Source organism: Tenacibaculum sp. M341, from assembly GCF_004337695.1.
GTDB lineage: Bacteria > Bacteroidota > Bacteroidia > Flavobacteriales > Flavobacteriaceae > Polaribacter.
In genome coordinates this window covers 1-17,441 of sequence record NZ_SJXJ01000022.1, presented here as the reverse complement: position 1 = coordinate 17,441, position 17,441 = coordinate 1, and the positions used below count along the sequence as shown (strand labels likewise).

Annotated in this window: 20 protein-coding genes and 1 pseudogene; 13 read left to right on the top strand and 8 right to left on the bottom strand. The window is 28.8% G+C overall.

Annotation, left to right across the window (positions count from 1 at the left end):
• The first annotated feature begins 123 nt into the window (after positions 1-123).
• The 7 genes from EYW44_RS18500 to EYW44_RS22510 all read left to right on the top strand — a co-directional run bounded on the left by EYW44_RS18500 (position 124) and on the right by EYW44_RS22510 (position 5,305).
• Complete coding sequence (locus EYW44_RS18500; protein WP_132726183.1) at positions 124-894, top strand: hypothetical protein; 771 nt, start codon at positions 124-126, stop codon at positions 892-894.
• Positions 891-1,244, top strand: a complete 354-nt coding sequence (locus tag EYW44_RS18495; protein WP_132726180.1) for a hypothetical protein — start codon at positions 891-893, stop codon at positions 1,242-1,244. Before EYW44_RS18500 ends, EYW44_RS18495 begins: the two co-directional genes overlap by 4 nt.
• 173 nt (positions 1,245-1,417) lie before the next feature.
• The gene (locus tag EYW44_RS18490) at positions 1,418-1,834 is read left to right on the top strand and encodes a hypothetical protein (RefSeq protein WP_132726177.1); all 417 of its coding nucleotides are present in this window, start codon (positions 1,418-1,420) and stop codon (positions 1,832-1,834) included.
• Between the two features lie 4 nt (positions 1,835-1,838).
• Positions 1,839-2,510, top strand: coding sequence for a hypothetical protein (locus EYW44_RS18485; RefSeq protein WP_132726174.1), 672 nt, complete (start codon positions 1,839-1,841; stop codon positions 2,508-2,510).
• A 572-nt stretch (positions 2,511-3,082) separates the two neighbouring features.
• Positions 3,083-4,402: a sulfatase-like hydrolase/transferase gene (locus tag EYW44_RS18480; protein WP_132726171.1), complete on the top strand. Its 1,320-nt coding sequence runs from the start codon at positions 3,083-3,085 to the stop codon at positions 4,400-4,402.
• Between the two features lie 30 nt (positions 4,403-4,432).
• Positions 4,433-4,888, top strand: coding sequence for an HAD family hydrolase (locus EYW44_RS18475; protein ID WP_132726168.1), 456 nt, complete (start codon positions 4,433-4,435; stop codon positions 4,886-4,888).
• A 78-nt stretch (positions 4,889-4,966) separates the two neighbouring features.
• On the top strand, positions 4,967-5,305 hold the full coding sequence (locus EYW44_RS22510) for a DUF3667 domain-containing protein (protein WP_207893812.1): 339 nt from the start codon (positions 4,967-4,969) through the stop codon (positions 5,303-5,305).
• Positions 5,306-5,397: 92 nt separating this feature from the next.
• Here the strand turns inward: EYW44_RS22510 and EYW44_RS22730 are convergent, their stop codons facing one another.
• On the bottom strand, positions 5,398-5,526 hold the full coding sequence (locus EYW44_RS22730; RefSeq protein WP_256369383.1) for a hypothetical protein: 129 nt from the start codon (positions 5,524-5,526) through the stop codon (positions 5,398-5,400).
• 178 nt (positions 5,527-5,704) lie between these two features.
• Here EYW44_RS22730 and EYW44_RS18465 point away from each other — a divergent pair, with 178 nt between their 5' ends.
• Both EYW44_RS18465 and EYW44_RS18460 read left to right on the top strand, forming a co-directional pair.
• Positions 5,705-6,169, top strand: a complete 465-nt coding sequence (locus tag EYW44_RS18465) for an STM3941 family protein (RefSeq protein WP_132726165.1) — start codon at positions 5,705-5,707, stop codon at positions 6,167-6,169.
• 63 nt (positions 6,170-6,232) lie between these two features.
• Complete coding sequence (locus EYW44_RS18460) at positions 6,233-6,991, top strand: hypothetical protein (RefSeq protein ID WP_132726162.1); 759 nt, start codon at positions 6,233-6,235, stop codon at positions 6,989-6,991.
• Between the two features lie 28 nt (positions 6,992-7,019).
• Here EYW44_RS18460 and EYW44_RS18455 read toward each other — a convergent pair whose 3' ends face one another.
• Together EYW44_RS18455 and EYW44_RS18450 are read right to left on the bottom strand one after the other, a co-directional pair.
• The gene (locus EYW44_RS18455; protein ID WP_132726160.1) at positions 7,020-8,450 is read right to left on the bottom strand and encodes a rubredoxin; all 1,431 of its coding nucleotides are present in this window, start codon (positions 8,448-8,450) and stop codon (positions 7,020-7,022) included.
• The gene (locus EYW44_RS18450) at positions 8,447-11,959 is read right to left on the bottom strand and encodes a nitrate reductase (protein WP_132726157.1); all 3,513 of its coding nucleotides are present in this window, start codon (positions 11,957-11,959) and stop codon (positions 8,447-8,449) included. The genes EYW44_RS18455 and EYW44_RS18450 overlap by 4 nt, the downstream gene beginning before the upstream one ends.
• A gap of 291 nt (positions 11,960-12,250) precedes the next feature.
• Between EYW44_RS18450 and EYW44_RS18445 the strand changes: the two genes are divergently transcribed.
• Entirely contained in the window at positions 12,251-12,532 is a 282-nt protein-coding gene (locus tag EYW44_RS18445) for a Sec-independent protein translocase subunit TatA/TatB (RefSeq protein WP_132726154.1), read from the top strand.
• A 1-nt stretch (position 12,533) separates the two neighbouring features.
• Here EYW44_RS18445 and EYW44_RS18440 read toward each other — a convergent pair whose 3' ends face one another.
• From EYW44_RS18440 to EYW44_RS18425, 4 genes are all read right to left on the bottom strand, one after another.
• Positions 12,534-13,175, bottom strand: a complete 642-nt coding sequence (locus EYW44_RS18440) for an O-methyltransferase (RefSeq protein ID WP_132726151.1) — start codon at positions 13,173-13,175, stop codon at positions 12,534-12,536.
• A 111-nt stretch (positions 13,176-13,286) separates the two neighbouring features.
• Positions 13,287-13,553 (bottom strand): hypothetical protein, encoded by a 267-nt coding sequence (locus EYW44_RS18435; protein ID WP_132726148.1) that lies wholly within the window; start codon positions 13,551-13,553, stop codon positions 13,287-13,289.
• A 4-nt stretch (positions 13,554-13,557) separates the two neighbouring features.
• The gene (locus EYW44_RS18430) at positions 13,558-14,130 is read right to left on the bottom strand and encodes a sigma-70 family RNA polymerase sigma factor (protein ID WP_132726146.1); all 573 of its coding nucleotides are present in this window, start codon (positions 14,128-14,130) and stop codon (positions 13,558-13,560) included.
• Between the two features lie 27 nt (positions 14,131-14,157).
• On the bottom strand, positions 14,158-14,625 hold the full coding sequence (locus EYW44_RS18425) for a nuclear transport factor 2 family protein (protein WP_132726143.1): 468 nt from the start codon (positions 14,623-14,625) through the stop codon (positions 14,158-14,160).
• Positions 14,626-14,738: 113 nt separating this feature from the next.
• On the opposite strand from EYW44_RS18425, the gene panB reads away from it, so the two are divergent.
• From panB to EYW44_RS18410, 3 genes are all read left to right on the top strand, one after another.
• Positions 14,739-15,557, top strand: coding sequence for a 3-methyl-2-oxobutanoate hydroxymethyltransferase (panB, locus tag EYW44_RS18420; RefSeq protein WP_132726140.1), 819 nt, complete (start codon positions 14,739-14,741; stop codon positions 15,555-15,557).
• 74 nt (positions 15,558-15,631) lie between these two features.
• Entirely contained in the window at positions 15,632-16,315 is a 684-nt protein-coding gene (locus EYW44_RS18415; protein WP_132726137.1) for a hypothetical protein, read from the top strand.
• Positions 16,316-16,481: 166 nt separating this feature from the next.
• Entirely contained in the window at positions 16,482-17,162 is a 681-nt protein-coding gene (locus EYW44_RS18410) for a hypothetical protein (protein WP_132726135.1), read from the top strand.
• A 172-nt stretch (positions 17,163-17,334) separates the two neighbouring features.
• Here the strand turns inward: EYW44_RS18410 and EYW44_RS18405 are convergent.
• A pseudogene (locus tag EYW44_RS18405) lies at positions 17,335-17,441 on the bottom strand (IS982 family transposase); the annotation flags it as partial.

Sequence of the window (17,441 nt, the reverse complement as noted above, 5' to 3'; positions counted from 1 at the left end):
TTAACTACTGGTAGAAAATACAAATAACATAATAAATAATTTGCTTTTTATTTTCAGATGCTGAACTTATAAAGGTTTAGACTTTATGTAGGGTCAGTAGGATTATTAAAACTTTTAAATTAAATGGAAAGAATAAGATTAGAAGATTTACCCAAAATCTTAAATGAAGATATAATAAATATCCTCGCATTCATGGCTAATGAAATTCCACAATCAAAAGATTGGCATGATATTTTTGAAGTTTTATCAGATGTTGATTACAGAAGAGTTATGGATAGGAGGAGAGAACTTCAAAATCAAGAGGAACAATCTCGAAAGGCAGCAATGACAGAAGAAGAAAAGATAGAAGAGAAAAATAAAATAGATGAATTTATAAGAAATCTTAAGCCTACAGATTTTTTTGGTAATATGGGGCAGCCAGAAACGATAGAAGATCTTAAAAATAGATATGGAGAGTATTCTTCAGATTATGATGATAGTAAAATAGAAGAAAAAAATAATTCAATAAACTTGATAGAATCTTTTCCTGAAAAGACAACATTCGATAGTTCCTCTTTATTATATTTTTATGAATCAATAAATGAATTAACAATTCGAGTTATAGAGGGGGTAAAACAAGTACAATATAGGTTTTATAACCTCATAGAATATTATCAGTCTAGCAAGAATAATGAAAATCAAGGAATTTTTGAAAAGAAATCTTCAGATTGGTTGAGCAAGATTGAGTACGATAATTCTTATTTAATCCACAAATTAGATAAACAAACTATAAAACATTTCGTTTTTAATATTAGTGATTTAAGTTTTGAAATTCTTGCAGAAAATTATGTTAAAGATTTAGAATTTTATGAAGTTTATAGAGAACAGGAACTTGTGAGAAAAATAATAAAATGAAGTTAGAGCCAGTATTTAAATATTTAAGTAATTCATTATTAAGAGATACAGGTTTAGAGTATTATCCAGAATCTAAAAAGGCATTAACGATAGTAAATCTAGCTAACCATAAAGAAAATAAAAATGAAACATATGGCTTTTTATTTTCTGATGTTATTACTATTTCACAAAGGGTTAAGAATAAAATGAATGCTGATTTATTAGGTTGTACAGATGTTGGAATGTTACATTTTTTATATTATTTGAATTTAGAAGATGAAAAAAAGCGATATGTGTTTCATACTGAAGAAAATTTTATTGTTATTGAAGCTAAGGCAGTTGAACTGATAGAGGGGCTATACTTTATGTAGATTCGGTATAATTATTAGAGCTTTTAAATTAAATGTAGAGAGAATATTGAGATATTTCCTAGCTTGGGCTGATATATATCATGGAACAATGAGTGATGGAATAACATTAGAGTTCGCAATAAAGAACGATATAATTGAATCTGCTTATCCAAATTTAACACTATGGTAGAAAAATGGCAAATTATAATAAAAAAACAAAATTAATACACATAGAAAATATAGATAACTACAGATTGTCGTATTTGAAGTATAAAAATACACCATTAATTAATGTAACTTTAAAATCCACGAAAGAAGACCATTATATAGGTGATTTTTTATCATGTCATAAGGATAAAAATGATATAAGAGACGATATTCTTAATATGATAGATAATGTGTTAGATAATAAATCTTTAAATGAGGTTTTGAGTTCGCAATACTTATCTGTTTATGTAGAAAAAGAAAATTCCTTTTTTATAGAAAGTTCTGATTTAGTTATTGGAAAAAAGATTGCCATGGAACATTCGAAGATGTTAATTCCAACTCCAATTTTTAAGGAAATCACACAACAATGGCTTGTTTTTTTAGAATTAGAACAAGGAAGATGAGATTATGTCAAAGAATAATTTCATAATATATACATTTATCTATTTAGTACTTTCAAGTTTTTTTCTACTTAAAGTAGGACCAAACATGTTAAGGTCAGGAAAGGTTATAGCTATAAAACCTGAAGATGCTGGTAATATAAAAAGTATGAACTTCTCCTATCATATAGCTAGTAAACAATATTTGAATGTACAACTAAATACAACAAAGAGAGGTATAAGATTTCAGTATTATCTTCCTGATAATGATCAAGAAAAATTGATAGATATTTTAGGTGATAATAACTTAATTAATGATGAGAACGAGCTTTTGAGTCAAGTCCCTATTATATTTCAAAGAAATGACTTGGAGTTTTTTAAAAATATTGAAGTTATATATTTTAAAGATGAATTAACTTTTTTATCGATAAATGATAAAACAATATTAGGAAGTAAAAATGTATTAGGTAGAATAATTATAATAGTCTTAAGCTATTTTATAATGGTTTTAGGAGGGGTGGGATTATTGATTTTTCCATTGAATTTGTTCTTACAGATTAGAGATAATGAAAATACAGGAAAATCAATTTATGTTCCAAACAGACTAGATGGGGTAAAATATATCTTAAGAGTTTTAAAAAAAATAAATTTGAAAGAAAAACGCTCCCATGTTGCCGCGAGAAAGAGTAATAAAAAGTAACGGCTACCGTTAGTATTTGCTAGTGGTATATCAGTTGTTAAAAAATAATATTTAAAAAGCTACTTTGCATTAAAGTGTAAGTTAATTTAGTTATCTAATTATTCAGCATGAGTTGAGTGTTAGCGTCGGGGTGAAAAAAATGAAATGAAAAAAAATATAACTAGTTTTTTAATAACAATATTGATAATTACAGTATTAATTTTAGGTTTTAAATTATTAGATAATATAGAATTTTATATAATCATATTTATTGTTCTTTTATTAACAAGTCTACTACTTCTACTTAATAAAAAATCAAGAAAAGTTGGTTTTGGTATTCTTTTGGCTTTATTGATGTGCTTATTAGGTTTTATAATATTAGACAGTATGTTAAAAGGATTAATTTAGTTAATGAATCTTCAGTACAGTGTTACTAACAACCTCTTTTCCTGATAGGTTGTAAAAATAATATTGTATATTAAACTATTGATTTGAATACTAGTCTAATAAGATGAACTATTTAATTATCAATAGTTGAAATAAAGTTTAAGTAGCTTATTTTATTACAATAACATATCATTACAAACCTATCTATGCATTATATAGCAATCCCCATTTTTAATATTAGAACAATATTTTTTGCAGTTTCATTTATTATATTTTCTGCATGTAACAAAGGAAGTGACAACCTTGATAACGGATCATCATCTCCCAATTCTCCGAACATACTTTTAATTATAGCAGATGATTTAGGAAAAGATGCTATAAATGGTTTTTCAGAAGGAAACATAAAGCCAGTTTCACCTAATATAGATAAGATAAGAACAGATGGATTGTCTTTTTCTAAATTTTGGGTGTATCCAACTTGTTCACCAACACGGGCTTCAATATTAACAGGAAAATACGGTTATCGTACAGGTGTAAAATGGGCTTCAGATGTTCTTGATGAATCAGAAACGAGTTTACAAGAATATATCAATAATCAAACTTTAGATCGATATTCAACGGCAATTGTAGGAAAATGGCATTTGTCTGGAGGTAATAGTACTTTTAATCCAGAAGTCTTTGGCATCGATTATTATGCAGGTTTAATTAGAGGAGACGCAGGTGATTATTTTAATTGGCAATTAACAGAAGACGGTGTGGCTACTACAGAAACTACCTACATAACAACGAAATTTACCAATTTAGCAATTGATTGGATACAGCAACAAAATAAACCTTGGTTTATGTGGTTGGCTTACAATGCACCTCATACACCGTTTCATGTACCACCAAGCGAAATGCATAATCAAGGAGATTTACCAGAATATACTTCAGGAATGGATGCAACTCCGTATTACATGGCAGCTATAGAGGCAATGGATTTTCAAATAGGAAGACTTTTAGATAGCATGACTGATAGCGAAAGAGAAAATACGGTTATTATTTTTATGGGAGATAATGGTACTCCAAATCAGGTAGCCCAACAACCATATTCAAATACAACAGCAAAAGGAACTTTATATCAAGGAGGAATAAATACACCGTTGTTTATTTCAGGAAAAGGAGTAACAAGAAAAGGTATAGATGAGAATTTAATTACAAGCTCAGATTTGTTTGCTACTATTGCTAGCATTTCAGGAGTACCTGTAACGGAAATTCATGATAGTAGAAATTTTAGAACTTTGTTTACTGAAGAAACAGTGTTAAGAGGTTATCAATATTCTGAAAAGGATAATGGAAGCGATGATCTTTTGACAATAAGTAACGGTGATTATAAGTTGATTGAAAATGCAAATGGAAGTGCTGAATTTTATAATTTAAACAATGATCCTTATGAGCAAAATAATTTATTAAATGGCGCATTAAATGGATCTGAATTTACAACAAAATCAATATTAGAAAACGAGTTGACAAAGATTAGGCAGTAAATTGATTTTTGAGAGCACTTAGAAAAAAATATGAATATTAGTTTTGATCTTGATGGAACTTTAATTCCGTTCAATAAAGAATTTGAAACAGAAAAAAGAAGTTTATTAGCAAAGCTTTTTGGAATAGAGAGGCTGAGAAAAGGTAGTTCTGTTTTAATTGCTGATTTACAACGAGAAGGTCATAAGATTCATGTGTACACCACATCTTTCCGATCTAAAATAAAAATCCGAATTATGTTAAAGTACTATGGGGTTTCAGTAAATAAAATTATTAATCAGACTAGAAACAGGAAAGTTCTAAAATCATTAAACCTAAATCTATCAAAATACCCACCTGCATTTGGTTTTGATTTGCATATAGATGATTTAAAGGGAGTTGAAATAGAAGGAGCTAAGTTTAATTTTAAGGTTGTAGTTGTGAGTTCTTCGGATATTAACTGGGTTTTAAAAATAAAGAAGAGTCTAACATCTGTTAAAAATTTGTAGTTAATTATTCATTTCATTAAAAGAATTTATATGAATAAGGTTTTTCGTTAATTTTACGATTGAAAAATTGTAGAATAAATGTATAAAAATCAAGAGTTGAATCAAAAAAACACCTCTGAATCAAAATTAAAAAGGATTGATAGGAATTATATTTCTAGTGAAATTAGAAGTGTCTTTAATTTAGAAAAAGGATTGTTTTTTACAGTAAAAAGTTTGCTAATAAATCCTGGGAAATCAGTTAGGGAATTTCTTTTTAAAGATAGAAAGAAATATGTAAAACCAATTGTTTACTTGTTAATAGCAGCTATTCTTTTTTCATTTATCATAAAAACATTAAACCTTAATGTAAGTTTTTTTAATGTGAATAATATTAAAGGGCTTCGTGATCTTATTAGAGGAAGAGAAGTTGGTGATTGAACTCAAAGAAATTTAGGGTATTCTCAATTAGTAATGGGATTGTTTATTGGAGTGTGGCTTCAGGTATTCTTCAAGAAAGCAAATTATAATTTCTATGAAATATTAGTGATGTTATCGTTTGTTTTAGGAGAAGCATTTATACTCTTGGGCATTTTTTTAATTTTAGCAGCTTTGTTTAAAAGTCCAATTATAGGAGTTATAGGTTCTTTAGTGTATTTCATTTACATTATTTGGGCTGTTTCACAGTTTTTTGGTGGAAAAAATGTCAAGAATTTTATCAAATCATTTCTAGCTTATTTTTTAGGGAACATAACTTATTTGTTAGTACTAGTTATAATTGCTTTTCTTTTAAAATTGGTACTTTAGTTTTTAATGGATAAATTCGATAAAAAAAAGGGTATGGAAACACAAATATTTAAACCCAATAAAAAACAAAATATCATTTTAATGTTAGTTTGTTTAATTTTTATCATAGGAGGAGTTTTTATGATTAAAAGTGGTGAGCCCAAAGGGTGGTTTGTAGCAATATCTTTTGGATTAGGAATCATCGTTTCTATAGTTCAATTGTATCCAAACGCATCTTACTTAAAGCTTACAGAAGAAGGTTTTGAGGTAAAAAGTATGTTTAGAGCATCTTTTACAAAATGGGCAGATATTAAAGACTTGAGAAAAGGAAGTTTGAATGGAAATAAAATGATTTTCTTTGATTATACCGACGAACATAAAAAATGGAAACAAGGAAAGAAAGTGGCTAAGTTTTTATCAGGAAAAGAAGGAGCAATACCATCTTCATATAATATCAAAACAGATGATTTATTAGCATTAATGTTAACTTACAAGTCAGAGGTGGTTAAGTATAGGTAAAAGAGAGGTATTTATACATAATAAAAAATAAATTGATTAACATCATTAATATTACTTAAGAAAATGAAAATTACAAATAAGATTTTAGTACTAATGTTAGTACAGATAAGCACGGCTTCTTTTTGTCAGTCAGGTAGTAAAATTGTGAAAAAATTTTACTCTGATATGTATTTAAATGGATCTAATAAATACAATGGTTCATTAGAGAAATCGAGAGCAGCTCTCGACTATAAATATTTTTCTAATGAAATGAAACACCTTATTAAAACACACTATTTAACTATTCCTAGAAAAGATTCACACACTACTATAAGTGAAAAAACAAGTGAAGGATGGATGTTAACATCTATTGGTAAGGTAAAAAATATATTAGGGTTTGATATTGAGATTAAAAGAAAGTTTTTAATAAAAAAAATTGATAAAAGAAAAAAGATAGTGAACTCTCAAGACCTTATTTCTTTTAATTTAAACTTTAAAGTAGAGCATAAAAAATGGGATTATTTATGGGATTTACAAAAAAATGAAATTATAAATGATATAACAAAGAATCTAAAATTAGAGGTTGTTTCAAGTGATAAGGAGCCTTTAAGTAATAATTTACAAGAAGGTAAACTTAAAATAGTTAACAATTCTGATTATGATGTTAAAAACATTGAAATTGTAATTGATCACTTTGATGCAGATGGTATTTCAGTAAATACAGATGTAAGGGTTATAAAAGATATTATAAGGTCAAAAGGTTATAGAGAGTTTAATTGGTCTAGTTATGATTGTTCTAAATGTGTTTCACAAAAATATAAAGTAAATTTTTTTGAAGATTAATGTTTTCCTGATATCAATGATAATAGGCTTACTTTACCAAAACTTTTTTCTCAAAAGCACTTTTTGGCGCTTCACAAACCGAGCACTTGTAAGAATCAGGTAAACTATCAAAAGAAGTATGCGGTTGTATGTTTTGTGTAATATCACCATAAGTTTCATCATAAATAGTAAAACATTCCGTGCATTGATGAATTTCATCTTCAATTACTTCTTTTTTACTGTTCTTTTTAGAAGTGGTGTTTTCTTGTTCGTTTCCTAACTGTTCAAAGTATAATTTACTTAATTCCATTAGTAAGCCAGGAAGCTCTACTTGATCTACATCTTGAACGTGCATTACGTATTCTAATGAGTTAGGATCAAAATTCTTAGCATACAATAAATTATAGGTATCGCGAATTACAAAATCGTCAATAGGAGCAGGGCGTTTATTCTTTTCAATAACAATAGAAGTAAAATTATAAGCATCATTATTATAGTTTGTTATACCGAAAGTTAATCCGTAGGTACTGATGTCATTTTGGTCAAAATTTGTAACTAAATACTTTTTTAAATTTAAAGCATCTTTATCGTTTACAGGTAAATGCCAATTGAGTTCTAACATAGAATGACGTACGTTAATACCAAATCTACCCAATAATTTTTCCCAAGCTAATTTAGAAGCAACAGGAATTCCTTTTACAATAAACGATTTCCATGGAGTAATAGAAATTTTACCAATTTTATTTTCATTACATAAATCGCACATTTCCTTTAAAAAAGAAATAGTGTATTTGTTGTTTCGCCAATATAACCCTAACCAATATTTATCACCAATACGATTCATGCCTTCGTAATAAGGAAAAGGATGAAATGGAACTTCTAAAGGTTTGTCAACAGTTCTATTATTTGTTTCAACAGCATCATTCACTAATTCAAAAACAGTGTCAATATTTTCGGGTTCTTCAATCAGAACGTTTTCTATAGCTTGTGCTACCTTGTGTAAGTCCCAACTATAAATAAGAGCAGGATACATTTTTATTTTTCTCCATGATGGTAAACGAAGGTATAAGTACCAGTAATCTTCGTTTTCAGAAGCAATAAAATTGATGTTCCCTGTAAATAAAGGAACTAATCGTTGTTTAGGATCAGTAATATTTACTCGTAATTTAGGCTGGTATTTGAATTGTTCAATAACATATAAATACCGAGCACTTGTAAGCCAAGATGTGTTGTTAAATATGTCTGAAGAAACATAAGAAGAAACCACATTTTGTGCTTGATTTTCACCAGGGGGAATGATTTCAGCATCTTTAAAAGCGTTTAGTTTTTCATCATCAATATCTTTTAAAAATATAATGTCTTGCCTTGAACCAAAAGAAATAGTATCCATTCCCATAGTTTCGGCTGTTTCACAAATACTTTTTAATTCACCAGGAGAAAGTGTTCCACCATTAATTAATAATCGACTTAGTTTTTTCATGCTAAAATTTTAGTGTTTAGAAGAATTTCTCTTACTTCGGTTTTACAACTTCCGCAACCTAAACCAGCTCCGGTTTTATTACATAGTTCGGTGAAATCAGCACAACCATTTAAAATTGTTTCTTCAATGTTTCCTTTTCCTACTTGGCTACACGAACAGACTAGTTTTCCTTGTACAATTTTATTAGAAGCTGTACCTCTTAAAATAGTACTTCGTTTTTCTGCCATTTCAGTTTTGCTCTCTATCATTGTTTTAAACTCGGCAAACTCACTTTTGTCTCCCATTAAAACTGCACCAATTAATAAATCATCTTTTACAATACACTTTTTATAATAGCGTTGCGATTCATCTAAAAATACGATTTCCTCATAACTAGGATCGTTTTTAGGAACAATAATGTCGCCAATACTGCATAAGCTTAAATCATTGAATTTTAAAATATTCATTAAAACAGAGCCTTTGTATACGCTACTAACATCACCCGCTAAAAAATTGGCTAAAATAGCAGCCTGTTCTTCAGCAGCTGAGGTAATTCCAAATAACTTATTTTTAAACTCTGCAATTTCTCCAATAGCAAAAATATCAGGATGAGAAGATTGTAAATGTTCATTAACAATTACACCTCTACTACATAAAACACCATTATCTCTGGCAATTTCTATATTCGGTTGTGTACCAATGGCGTATACAATAGCGTTGGCTGTAATTGATTTCCCACTTTTTAGTGTAATGTTTAAATCATCTGTATCATCATCTTCAAAAACAGTACTTACTTCATTATCAAAATAAATCTGAATACCTCTTTCTTGAACATCTAAAGCCAGTAGTTTACTAGAAACTTGATCTAATTGGCGCTCCATTAAACGAGAGGCACGTTGTACAATGGTAATACGTACATTTTTATGTTTCATGGCAGCTGCTAACTCTAAACCTAACAATCCACCACCAACAATTACTACATGCTGTTTTTCTGGAGGAAGATTTGTAGCATCTAAATAAGCTTTAAATCGATCAGCATCTACCTTATTACGCATGGTAAATTGTCCTGGTAAATTTATTTGAACATCTCTAGGAATAAAAGCTCTACTTCCAGTAGCCATTATTAACTTATCAAAAGAATGCGTTACATTATTGCTATCAATCACTGTTTTTTCAGCAGGATTTATTTTTGAGATAGTGGTTTCAGGATAAGTGTGAATGTATAATTCTTCTAACTCTAGTTTCTTAATTTTTAATAATTCTTCCCAAGATAATTCTTCAGTAACATATTCAGGGAGTAAAACTCTATTATAAAATAGATTGACCTCTTTTGAGAAAACATGGATTTCATCAGCTTCATTGTATTCCCTGTAGTTTTGAATAAATCGGAAAGCTGCTGCACCAGCTCCAATTACTATGATTTTTTCTACAGATTTTTGATATCGAGTAACAGAAACCTGAGTGAATTTAAAATCGGGTTCTTTTGATACTGGATCTAATACAGTTCTGGTTAAATTATTAGCTCTATTTAGGTTACTTTGCAATTGCTTTCCCCAGTGCATTGGTAAAAAAACAACTCCTTTTTTAATACTATCAGTAACTTTTGCTCTTACTCTTACAAGACCATTGATACTTTTAATTTCAACAATGTCTTTGTCTTTTATTTTATTAAGATATGCATCTACAGGATTAATTTCTAGTAAAGGTACAGGATAATGTGTTTTTAATCGTGATACTTTACCTGTTTTAGTCATTGTGTGCCATTGATCTCTGATACGACCTGTGGTTAGAATTAACGGATAGTCAGGATCGGTTTCTATATTCGATTTATAATCGGTAACAGGAATATTGAAAATAGCCTTTTGCGTTGGAGTATAGAATTTCTTGTCTTCAAATAAGCGCTGTGTTCCTTGGTGTCTGTATTGATGCACTGGCCATTGAAAAGTTCCTTCATTTTTTAATCGATCGTAATTTAAAAAGGAAACATCAATATTAGTGCCTTTGGTCATAGAAGCATATTCGTCATAAATTTCGCTTGTATCACTATAATTAAAGCTTCGAAAGCCCATACGTTGAGCAAAATCGCAAAATATTTCTACATCTGGACGTGCTTCACTTGGTGGATCTATTGCTTTTGGTAAGTATGAAATTCTTCGTTCAGAATTCGTCATGGTTCCTTCTTTTTCTAACCATCCTGCGGCAGGCAATACTAAATCGGCAAATTTTACAGTGTCAGACCTAAAAGAGATGTCTTGAACAATGACAAATTTTGCATTTTTCATGGCTTTTTCAATGCGATTTGAATTAGGTAAGCTCACTAAAGGATTCGTACAAACAATCCAAACAGCTTTCATTTTTCCACTTTCAAGTGCATCAAACATTTCAGTAGCTGTAAGTCCAGGTTTTTCAGAAATTTTTTCTACACCCCAAAATTGAGCAACTTCTTGACGATGTTCTGGGTTTAAAAGATTTTTATGTACTGCTAATAAATTAGCCATGCCACCAACTTCTCTACCTCCCATAGCATTAGGTTGACCAGTAAGGGAAAAAGGACCAGAACCTGGTTTTCCTACTTGTCCTGTTATTAAGGATAAGTTTAAAAGAGATACGTTTTTGTCTGTTCCAACAACACTTTGATTTAAGCCCATTGCCCACATGCTGATAAAACCTTTAGACAGTCCTATAATATTCGCTACTTTTTTAATCTCTTTTTCATCAATACCACAAATAGCTGCTGCTTTTTTAATAGAGATATCATACACTGTTTCTTTATATTTATCAAACCCTTCAGTATGTTTGGCTATGAAATCTTTATCAACAAGTCCTCTTTTAATTAAGTATTGTCCAATTGCATTGTATAAAACAACATCGGTACCAGGAAGTATTTGTAAATGAATATCGGCAAATTTTGCAGAGTCCGTTTTTCTTGGATCTACTACAATAATTTTTACATTCGGATTTTCTTCTTTGTGTTTTTCAATTCTTCTAAAAAGTATTGGGTGGCACCATGCAGGATTGGCTCCTGTAATTAAAAAACAATCAGCTAATTCAATATCGGCATAAGAGATAGGTACGCTATCTTCTCCAAACGTTTTTTTGTAGCCAACAACAGCAGAACTCATACAAAGTCTTGAGTTTGTATCTATATTATTAGTACCCAAAAAACCTTTGGTGAGCTTGTTTGCAATGTAATATTCTTCAGTTAAACTTTGTCCAGATACATATAAACCAACGCTATCTGGACCGTGTTTTTTTATTATAGATTTAAAAATATTGGCAGCTCTGTCTAAGGCATCGTCCCAATTTACTCGAACTCTAGGGTGTGATCTGCTCCAGCGCATTTCAGGATATAAAATTCGATCAGAAGTATCATTTACTACGTAATGTAAATTCATGCCTTTAGAGCACAACATCCCTTTGTTTACAGGATGTTCTTTGTCTCCTTCAACATATATTTTATTGTTAGTATCTTTTTTTGCAATTATACCGCAACCAACTCCACAATAAGAACACGTAGTTTTAAATTCCATAATACCAATACCTATTTACACAAAACTAAGTATTTATACTTAATTTTAAATAAAATTCATAAGTAATTATTGAAATTTGAAGAATTTTTAGTTTAAGGATTAAACAATTATTAATTTCTTAAAATTGGGTTGGGTATTTTGTTGATACATAATGAAGTGTTTTAACTGCTGATTAAATATTAGGGTGGTATTTTACAAATGTTATGATGATAGATAAATAGGCTGTGAACAAAATCATAAATCGTACTAGAAATTCTTAATTTATAACTAATAACATTTATCTTTGTACCTATGAATTTACCTTTTTTATTTATTGGAGGACCAGAGATTTTTGTAGTACTATTATTTGTAGTGTTATTTTTTGGAGCAGACAAAATACCCGAAATAGCTAGAGGGTTAGGTAAAGGAATGCGTCAAATAAAAGATGCTACTAATGATATTAAAAAAGAAATAAACGATTCAGCTAAAAGCCAAGGGCTAGATACTAATATTGTTTCTGATATTAACAAAGAAATAAATGATGTAAAGGATAATATTGATGATTTTACAGGTCCTATAAAAAGGAATATGTAAATTATTTTACCCTACTTACCGTTAAACCGTCTCTAATTGGTAATAATACAGTTTCTATTCTTTCATCTTCATTTAATAACTTGTTGTATTCTAGTAGTACCTTGGTGTCTTTGTCTTTTTCATTTAGTGTTTCTACAACTTTACCACTCCATAGTACATTATCAGATAAAATAATTCCTCCTTTATTCATTTTTTCTATAATTAAATGAAAGTAGTTTAGGTAATTAGATTTATCAGCATCAATAAATACTAAATCAAATTTTTCTTCTATTGTAGGTATAATTTCTATAGCATTACCAATACGTTGGTGTATTTGGTCCTTATAGTCAGATTTATCAAAATATTTTTTTTGTAAATCTTCTAGTTCTTCGTTTTTATCAATAGTATAAAGTATACCATTTTCTTGTAATCCTTCTGCCAAGCATAAAGCAGAATACCCTGTATAAGTTCCAATTTCTAAAATTGATTTAGGGCGAATTAATTTGGCTAACATTGACAGAACTCTACCCTGAAAAGCACCACTTAACATTCTTGGATTTAATACTGTTTGCCAAGTTTCTTTGCTTAGTTGCTTCAGTAAATCAGGTTCTTGTTGTGAATGATTTACAATGTAAGTGTCTATTTTTTCAGGTAAAAAATGCATTTGCGAAAATTTTTGCAAAAATATAAAAACGGAATTTACTGTGCAGTAAATTCCGTTCAATCTAACAAAAAATCAAAAAAACGATTTATTAGTACTAATAAATCGAAAAGTTTATGAAGACATTTCTCTCTTCAATTTTTCTTTCAATAATTCTTTATCCTCATCACTCATACATTGTACGCGACTTTTGCAATCATTTGCTTTACTGTTGAAAATATCTGTTAAATGGATATTTTGTTTCACGTACTTTGCGCATATTTTACAATATGCAATGTGAATGTTTAACTTTATTCTTTCTAAAAGAGTAGCTTCATTGTACTGCGATTTATTACAGATTTCTGTAGCTTCTTTACACGATATAATTAAAAATTTGAACATCTTTTTATTTATTAAACCAATTTTTCTCCATGCAGTTTCTTAACTGTGCTCTAGCTCTATGGATAATAACCCATAGATTTGACGACGTTATATTTAATTCCTTACAAATTTCTTCAGTTTCAAATCCTTGAATAGTTTTCATTGTAAAAACCATAGCATATTTTTCAGGAAGATTACCGATACATATGTCTATTTGATCTTTTAACTCTTCGTTCTCAATATTCTTCTCGGTTTCATTTTTCCAAGATTGAGGAACTCTTTCTTCTATCCATTTACCTTCGTTTTCTCCATCTTCGTAAAAATCCATTCGAACTTCGGCTTGTCCTTTCTTAGAATTAATTTTTCGATAGTAATCGATTATTTTTCTTTTAAGAATAGAAACTAACCAAGTTCTCTCGGTTGATTTACCTTGAAAATTTTTTGCTGATCTTAAACCTGCAAAGAAGGTTTCCTGAACTAAATCTTTAGCAACATCTCCATTACTAACTCTTGCAATAGCATAATTATACAGATAATCTGAGTATTTATCTATCCAAGTATCAGGATTTAATATATGTATCTCACTTTCTTGACTCACGAACTAAAAATATACATTATTTTTTATTTAATTAACCTTACACCCTTTTCTTTTTCTGGTATCAATTAAATAAATTATATCCCATTTTCCATTATTATTAAACAGATGAAATGAATTTGCACCGCAATGACTAAAAACATCATTTAAGTAAAACTCGTAAGGTGTCCAAACTGTCGCTAAATTAGCATCTATTTTTATATTAAATGATAATAATTTTTCAAAATACTTGTCGGTTTTCTTTTTTGAGGCAATGTTTTTTAACAAATTATCTCTTGTTTCCCCTTTTAAAATCGACGTTCCTTGCTTGTTAATGTAAGCTGTTTGAATTTTAACATCTTTGTGTAAAGTTTCACTTATTTTAGTTGAATCTCCTTCATGTAAACCTTCAAAAAATACATTAATGACTTTTTTTATAGCTGCCTCATCAGCAACTTTTTGAGCATTTAAAATACTACTTAAAAGTAGTAAGTATAATGTTAAAAGAATTTTAGCCATTACATTGTTTTTTGTAAAATTATAAAAATAGATGATAGTTTAAAATCAAATTAACACAAGATTAACTAGTTTGGTGTATTTTCCATATTTTTGCGGAAATTAAAGCATATTAAATGTCAGTAGCAAAGAAAGAATACAAAAGAGTTACCGTTAAGTCGTTGATTGAGATGAAGAGTAATAAAGAAAAAATCTCAATGCTTACAGCTTATGATTATACCATGGCTAAAATTGTTGATGGTGCTGGAATTGATGTTATTTTGGTTGGTGATTCAGCTTCTAATGTTATGGCTGGACATGAAACTACTTTGCCTATTACATTAGATCAAATGATTTATCATGCAAGCTCAGTAATTAGAGCTATTGACCGTTGTTTAGTAGTAGTAGATTTACCTTTTGGTACTTACCAAGGAAATTCTAAGCAAGCACTAGAATCTGCAATTAGAATAATGAAAGAAACAGGAGGTCATGCTGTTAAATTAGAAGGAGGCGCAGAAATAGAGCAATCAATTTCTAGAATTTTAACTGCTGGTATTCCAGTAATGGGGCATTTAGGTTTAACACCACAGTCTATATATAAATTTGGGACTTACACAGTTAGAGCAAAAGAAGAAGCAGAAGCTCAAAAATTAAAAGAAGATGCTAAATTATTAGAAGAGTTAGGATGTTTCGCTTTAGTTTTAGAAAAAGTTCCTGCAAAATTAGCACAAGAAGTAGCTGAGAGTTTAACCATTCCTGTAATAGGTATTGGTGCTGGTAGTGGAGTTGATGGTCAGGTGTTGGTAACACATGATATGTTAGGAATGACACACGAATTTAATCCACGTTTTTTACGTCGTTATTTAGATTTATATTCAGAAATGACCAATGCATTTAAACAATATATTGATGATGTAAAAAGTATTGATTTTCCAAACGAAAAGGAACAATATTAAATTTTTAAAATGTCTGATAATTTATTTAAATTTATCAGACATTTTTTTTGAATAAACTTTATAAAAATTGCTTAATGAAAATGAGAAAAGGTATTCTTGTGATTACTCTTCTAGTATCAATATTTACTTATAGTCAAACTGGATTTATAGAAGTGGAAGTTAGAGATTCTATAAAACTGAAAGCTTCTAAGTATGAGTATTTAATTGAAATTACTCAAAATAATGATTATTTATATAGTAATGATAATACTGATGTAATTGCTACTAGAAAAAAGATAAAAGAAAAAACAGTATTACAAAAGAAAGAAATTGAAGCATTTCTAAAAGAAAAGAACTACAAATACAGGTTTCCTGAAAATCTTTACTTAATAAATAACAATTCATTATTCGATGACAAATCATTTGTAATTACAGTTTTTAATAGTTCAGAAATAAACAAATTGCGAACTGATTTTAAACAGTTTGATTATATTAATATTCGTTTGATAGAAACACTTTACGAACCTAAAGATGAAGGTGAAGCGGAAAAACGATTGTTTAAAAAATTAATAAAAAAAGCAACCGAAAAAGCATCAATGATAGCTGCATTATCTGGTTTAAAATTGGGTAAAATCATCGAGTTTAAGGAAGTTAAAGAAATTGATAATCTTACTTTTAATATAATGGATGTTTATGCTATGAGTAAGCGGAATAACAATTCTACAAGCCTAGTTCATGTTGATAGTAAGGCAATTGTGGTAAAGTTTGCTGCTAAGTAATACTTCTATTCGAGTGACTTTTAATAAAGAAAATAATATTTATACTCTTTTATTTGTCTTAGGGCTAATGATATTAGTGTTCTTTGGTTTAGTTTTTTGGTTTTCTCTTATACAGGATCTTTTTTATAAAACTATTGATGTTTATTCAGTACTCAAATTACTACTAGTGATCATGATTACTGTGTTGCTATTCAGATTATTTAAAATATTATTCGATAAAAAAGACTTTCCGCATCCGAAGAATTTTAAACCTTTTTTGAAATGGAATTATGATATTAGTTTTTGGAATATTTTCAAAAAAAAGGAATTTAAGCATCTAAAAAAAAGAGCTATCAAAGAAGCTTTGTTTCCTTGGTACTTTCTTTTACTTATAATTGGTATTACTTATTTAATAGGTTGGAATAAGATAAATAATATTCAATTGACATTACAATTTACGATGTATAGCCTTTGGATTGTTTTTATGATTTCAAGTGCTACACTTATTCATTTTTATTCACAAAACAAAAGATTATTTCCTTTTAAATACTGTAAATTAGCCTTTAATAGCTCTGGTTTTATGGTGAATAATGTCTTTTTACCAATAGAAGTACATCACGCACAATATGATATATCTTCTTTCGAAATTACGGAAAAATATGATGCGCTTTGCTTTCATCATTTTACCTCCAAAATAACTGAATATGATTCTTTTGAATATGGTTCTGGAAAATATATAACGATTAAAGAATATTATATTCCTATACCTTGTGATAAAAAAGAAGATGTAGATAAATTTATTGATGTTTTTGAAAACAGATATAAAAAGAAAATAAAAGGAAGAGGATTGATTAAGAGTAGTTTATGAGTAAAGTATTCGATTTAGTGTACCAGTTACTTAAATGGTTATCTAAAATTAGTGGATTTACTTACAGAGAAATTAATATTATAGTTTACTTCATTATAATTCCTTCGTTGTTTTTCTTTTTATTGAGTAAAATTTTGAAGCAAAAATATATTGTAATAAACCCGTTGTGCATTTAGGCAATATTAACTTTTAGATTATTTATTTTTCGTTTTTCTATGAATTTATTAATGTATTGAATAGTTGTCAATGCTGTTATTTTGGCTAGAATCCTAGTTTTAA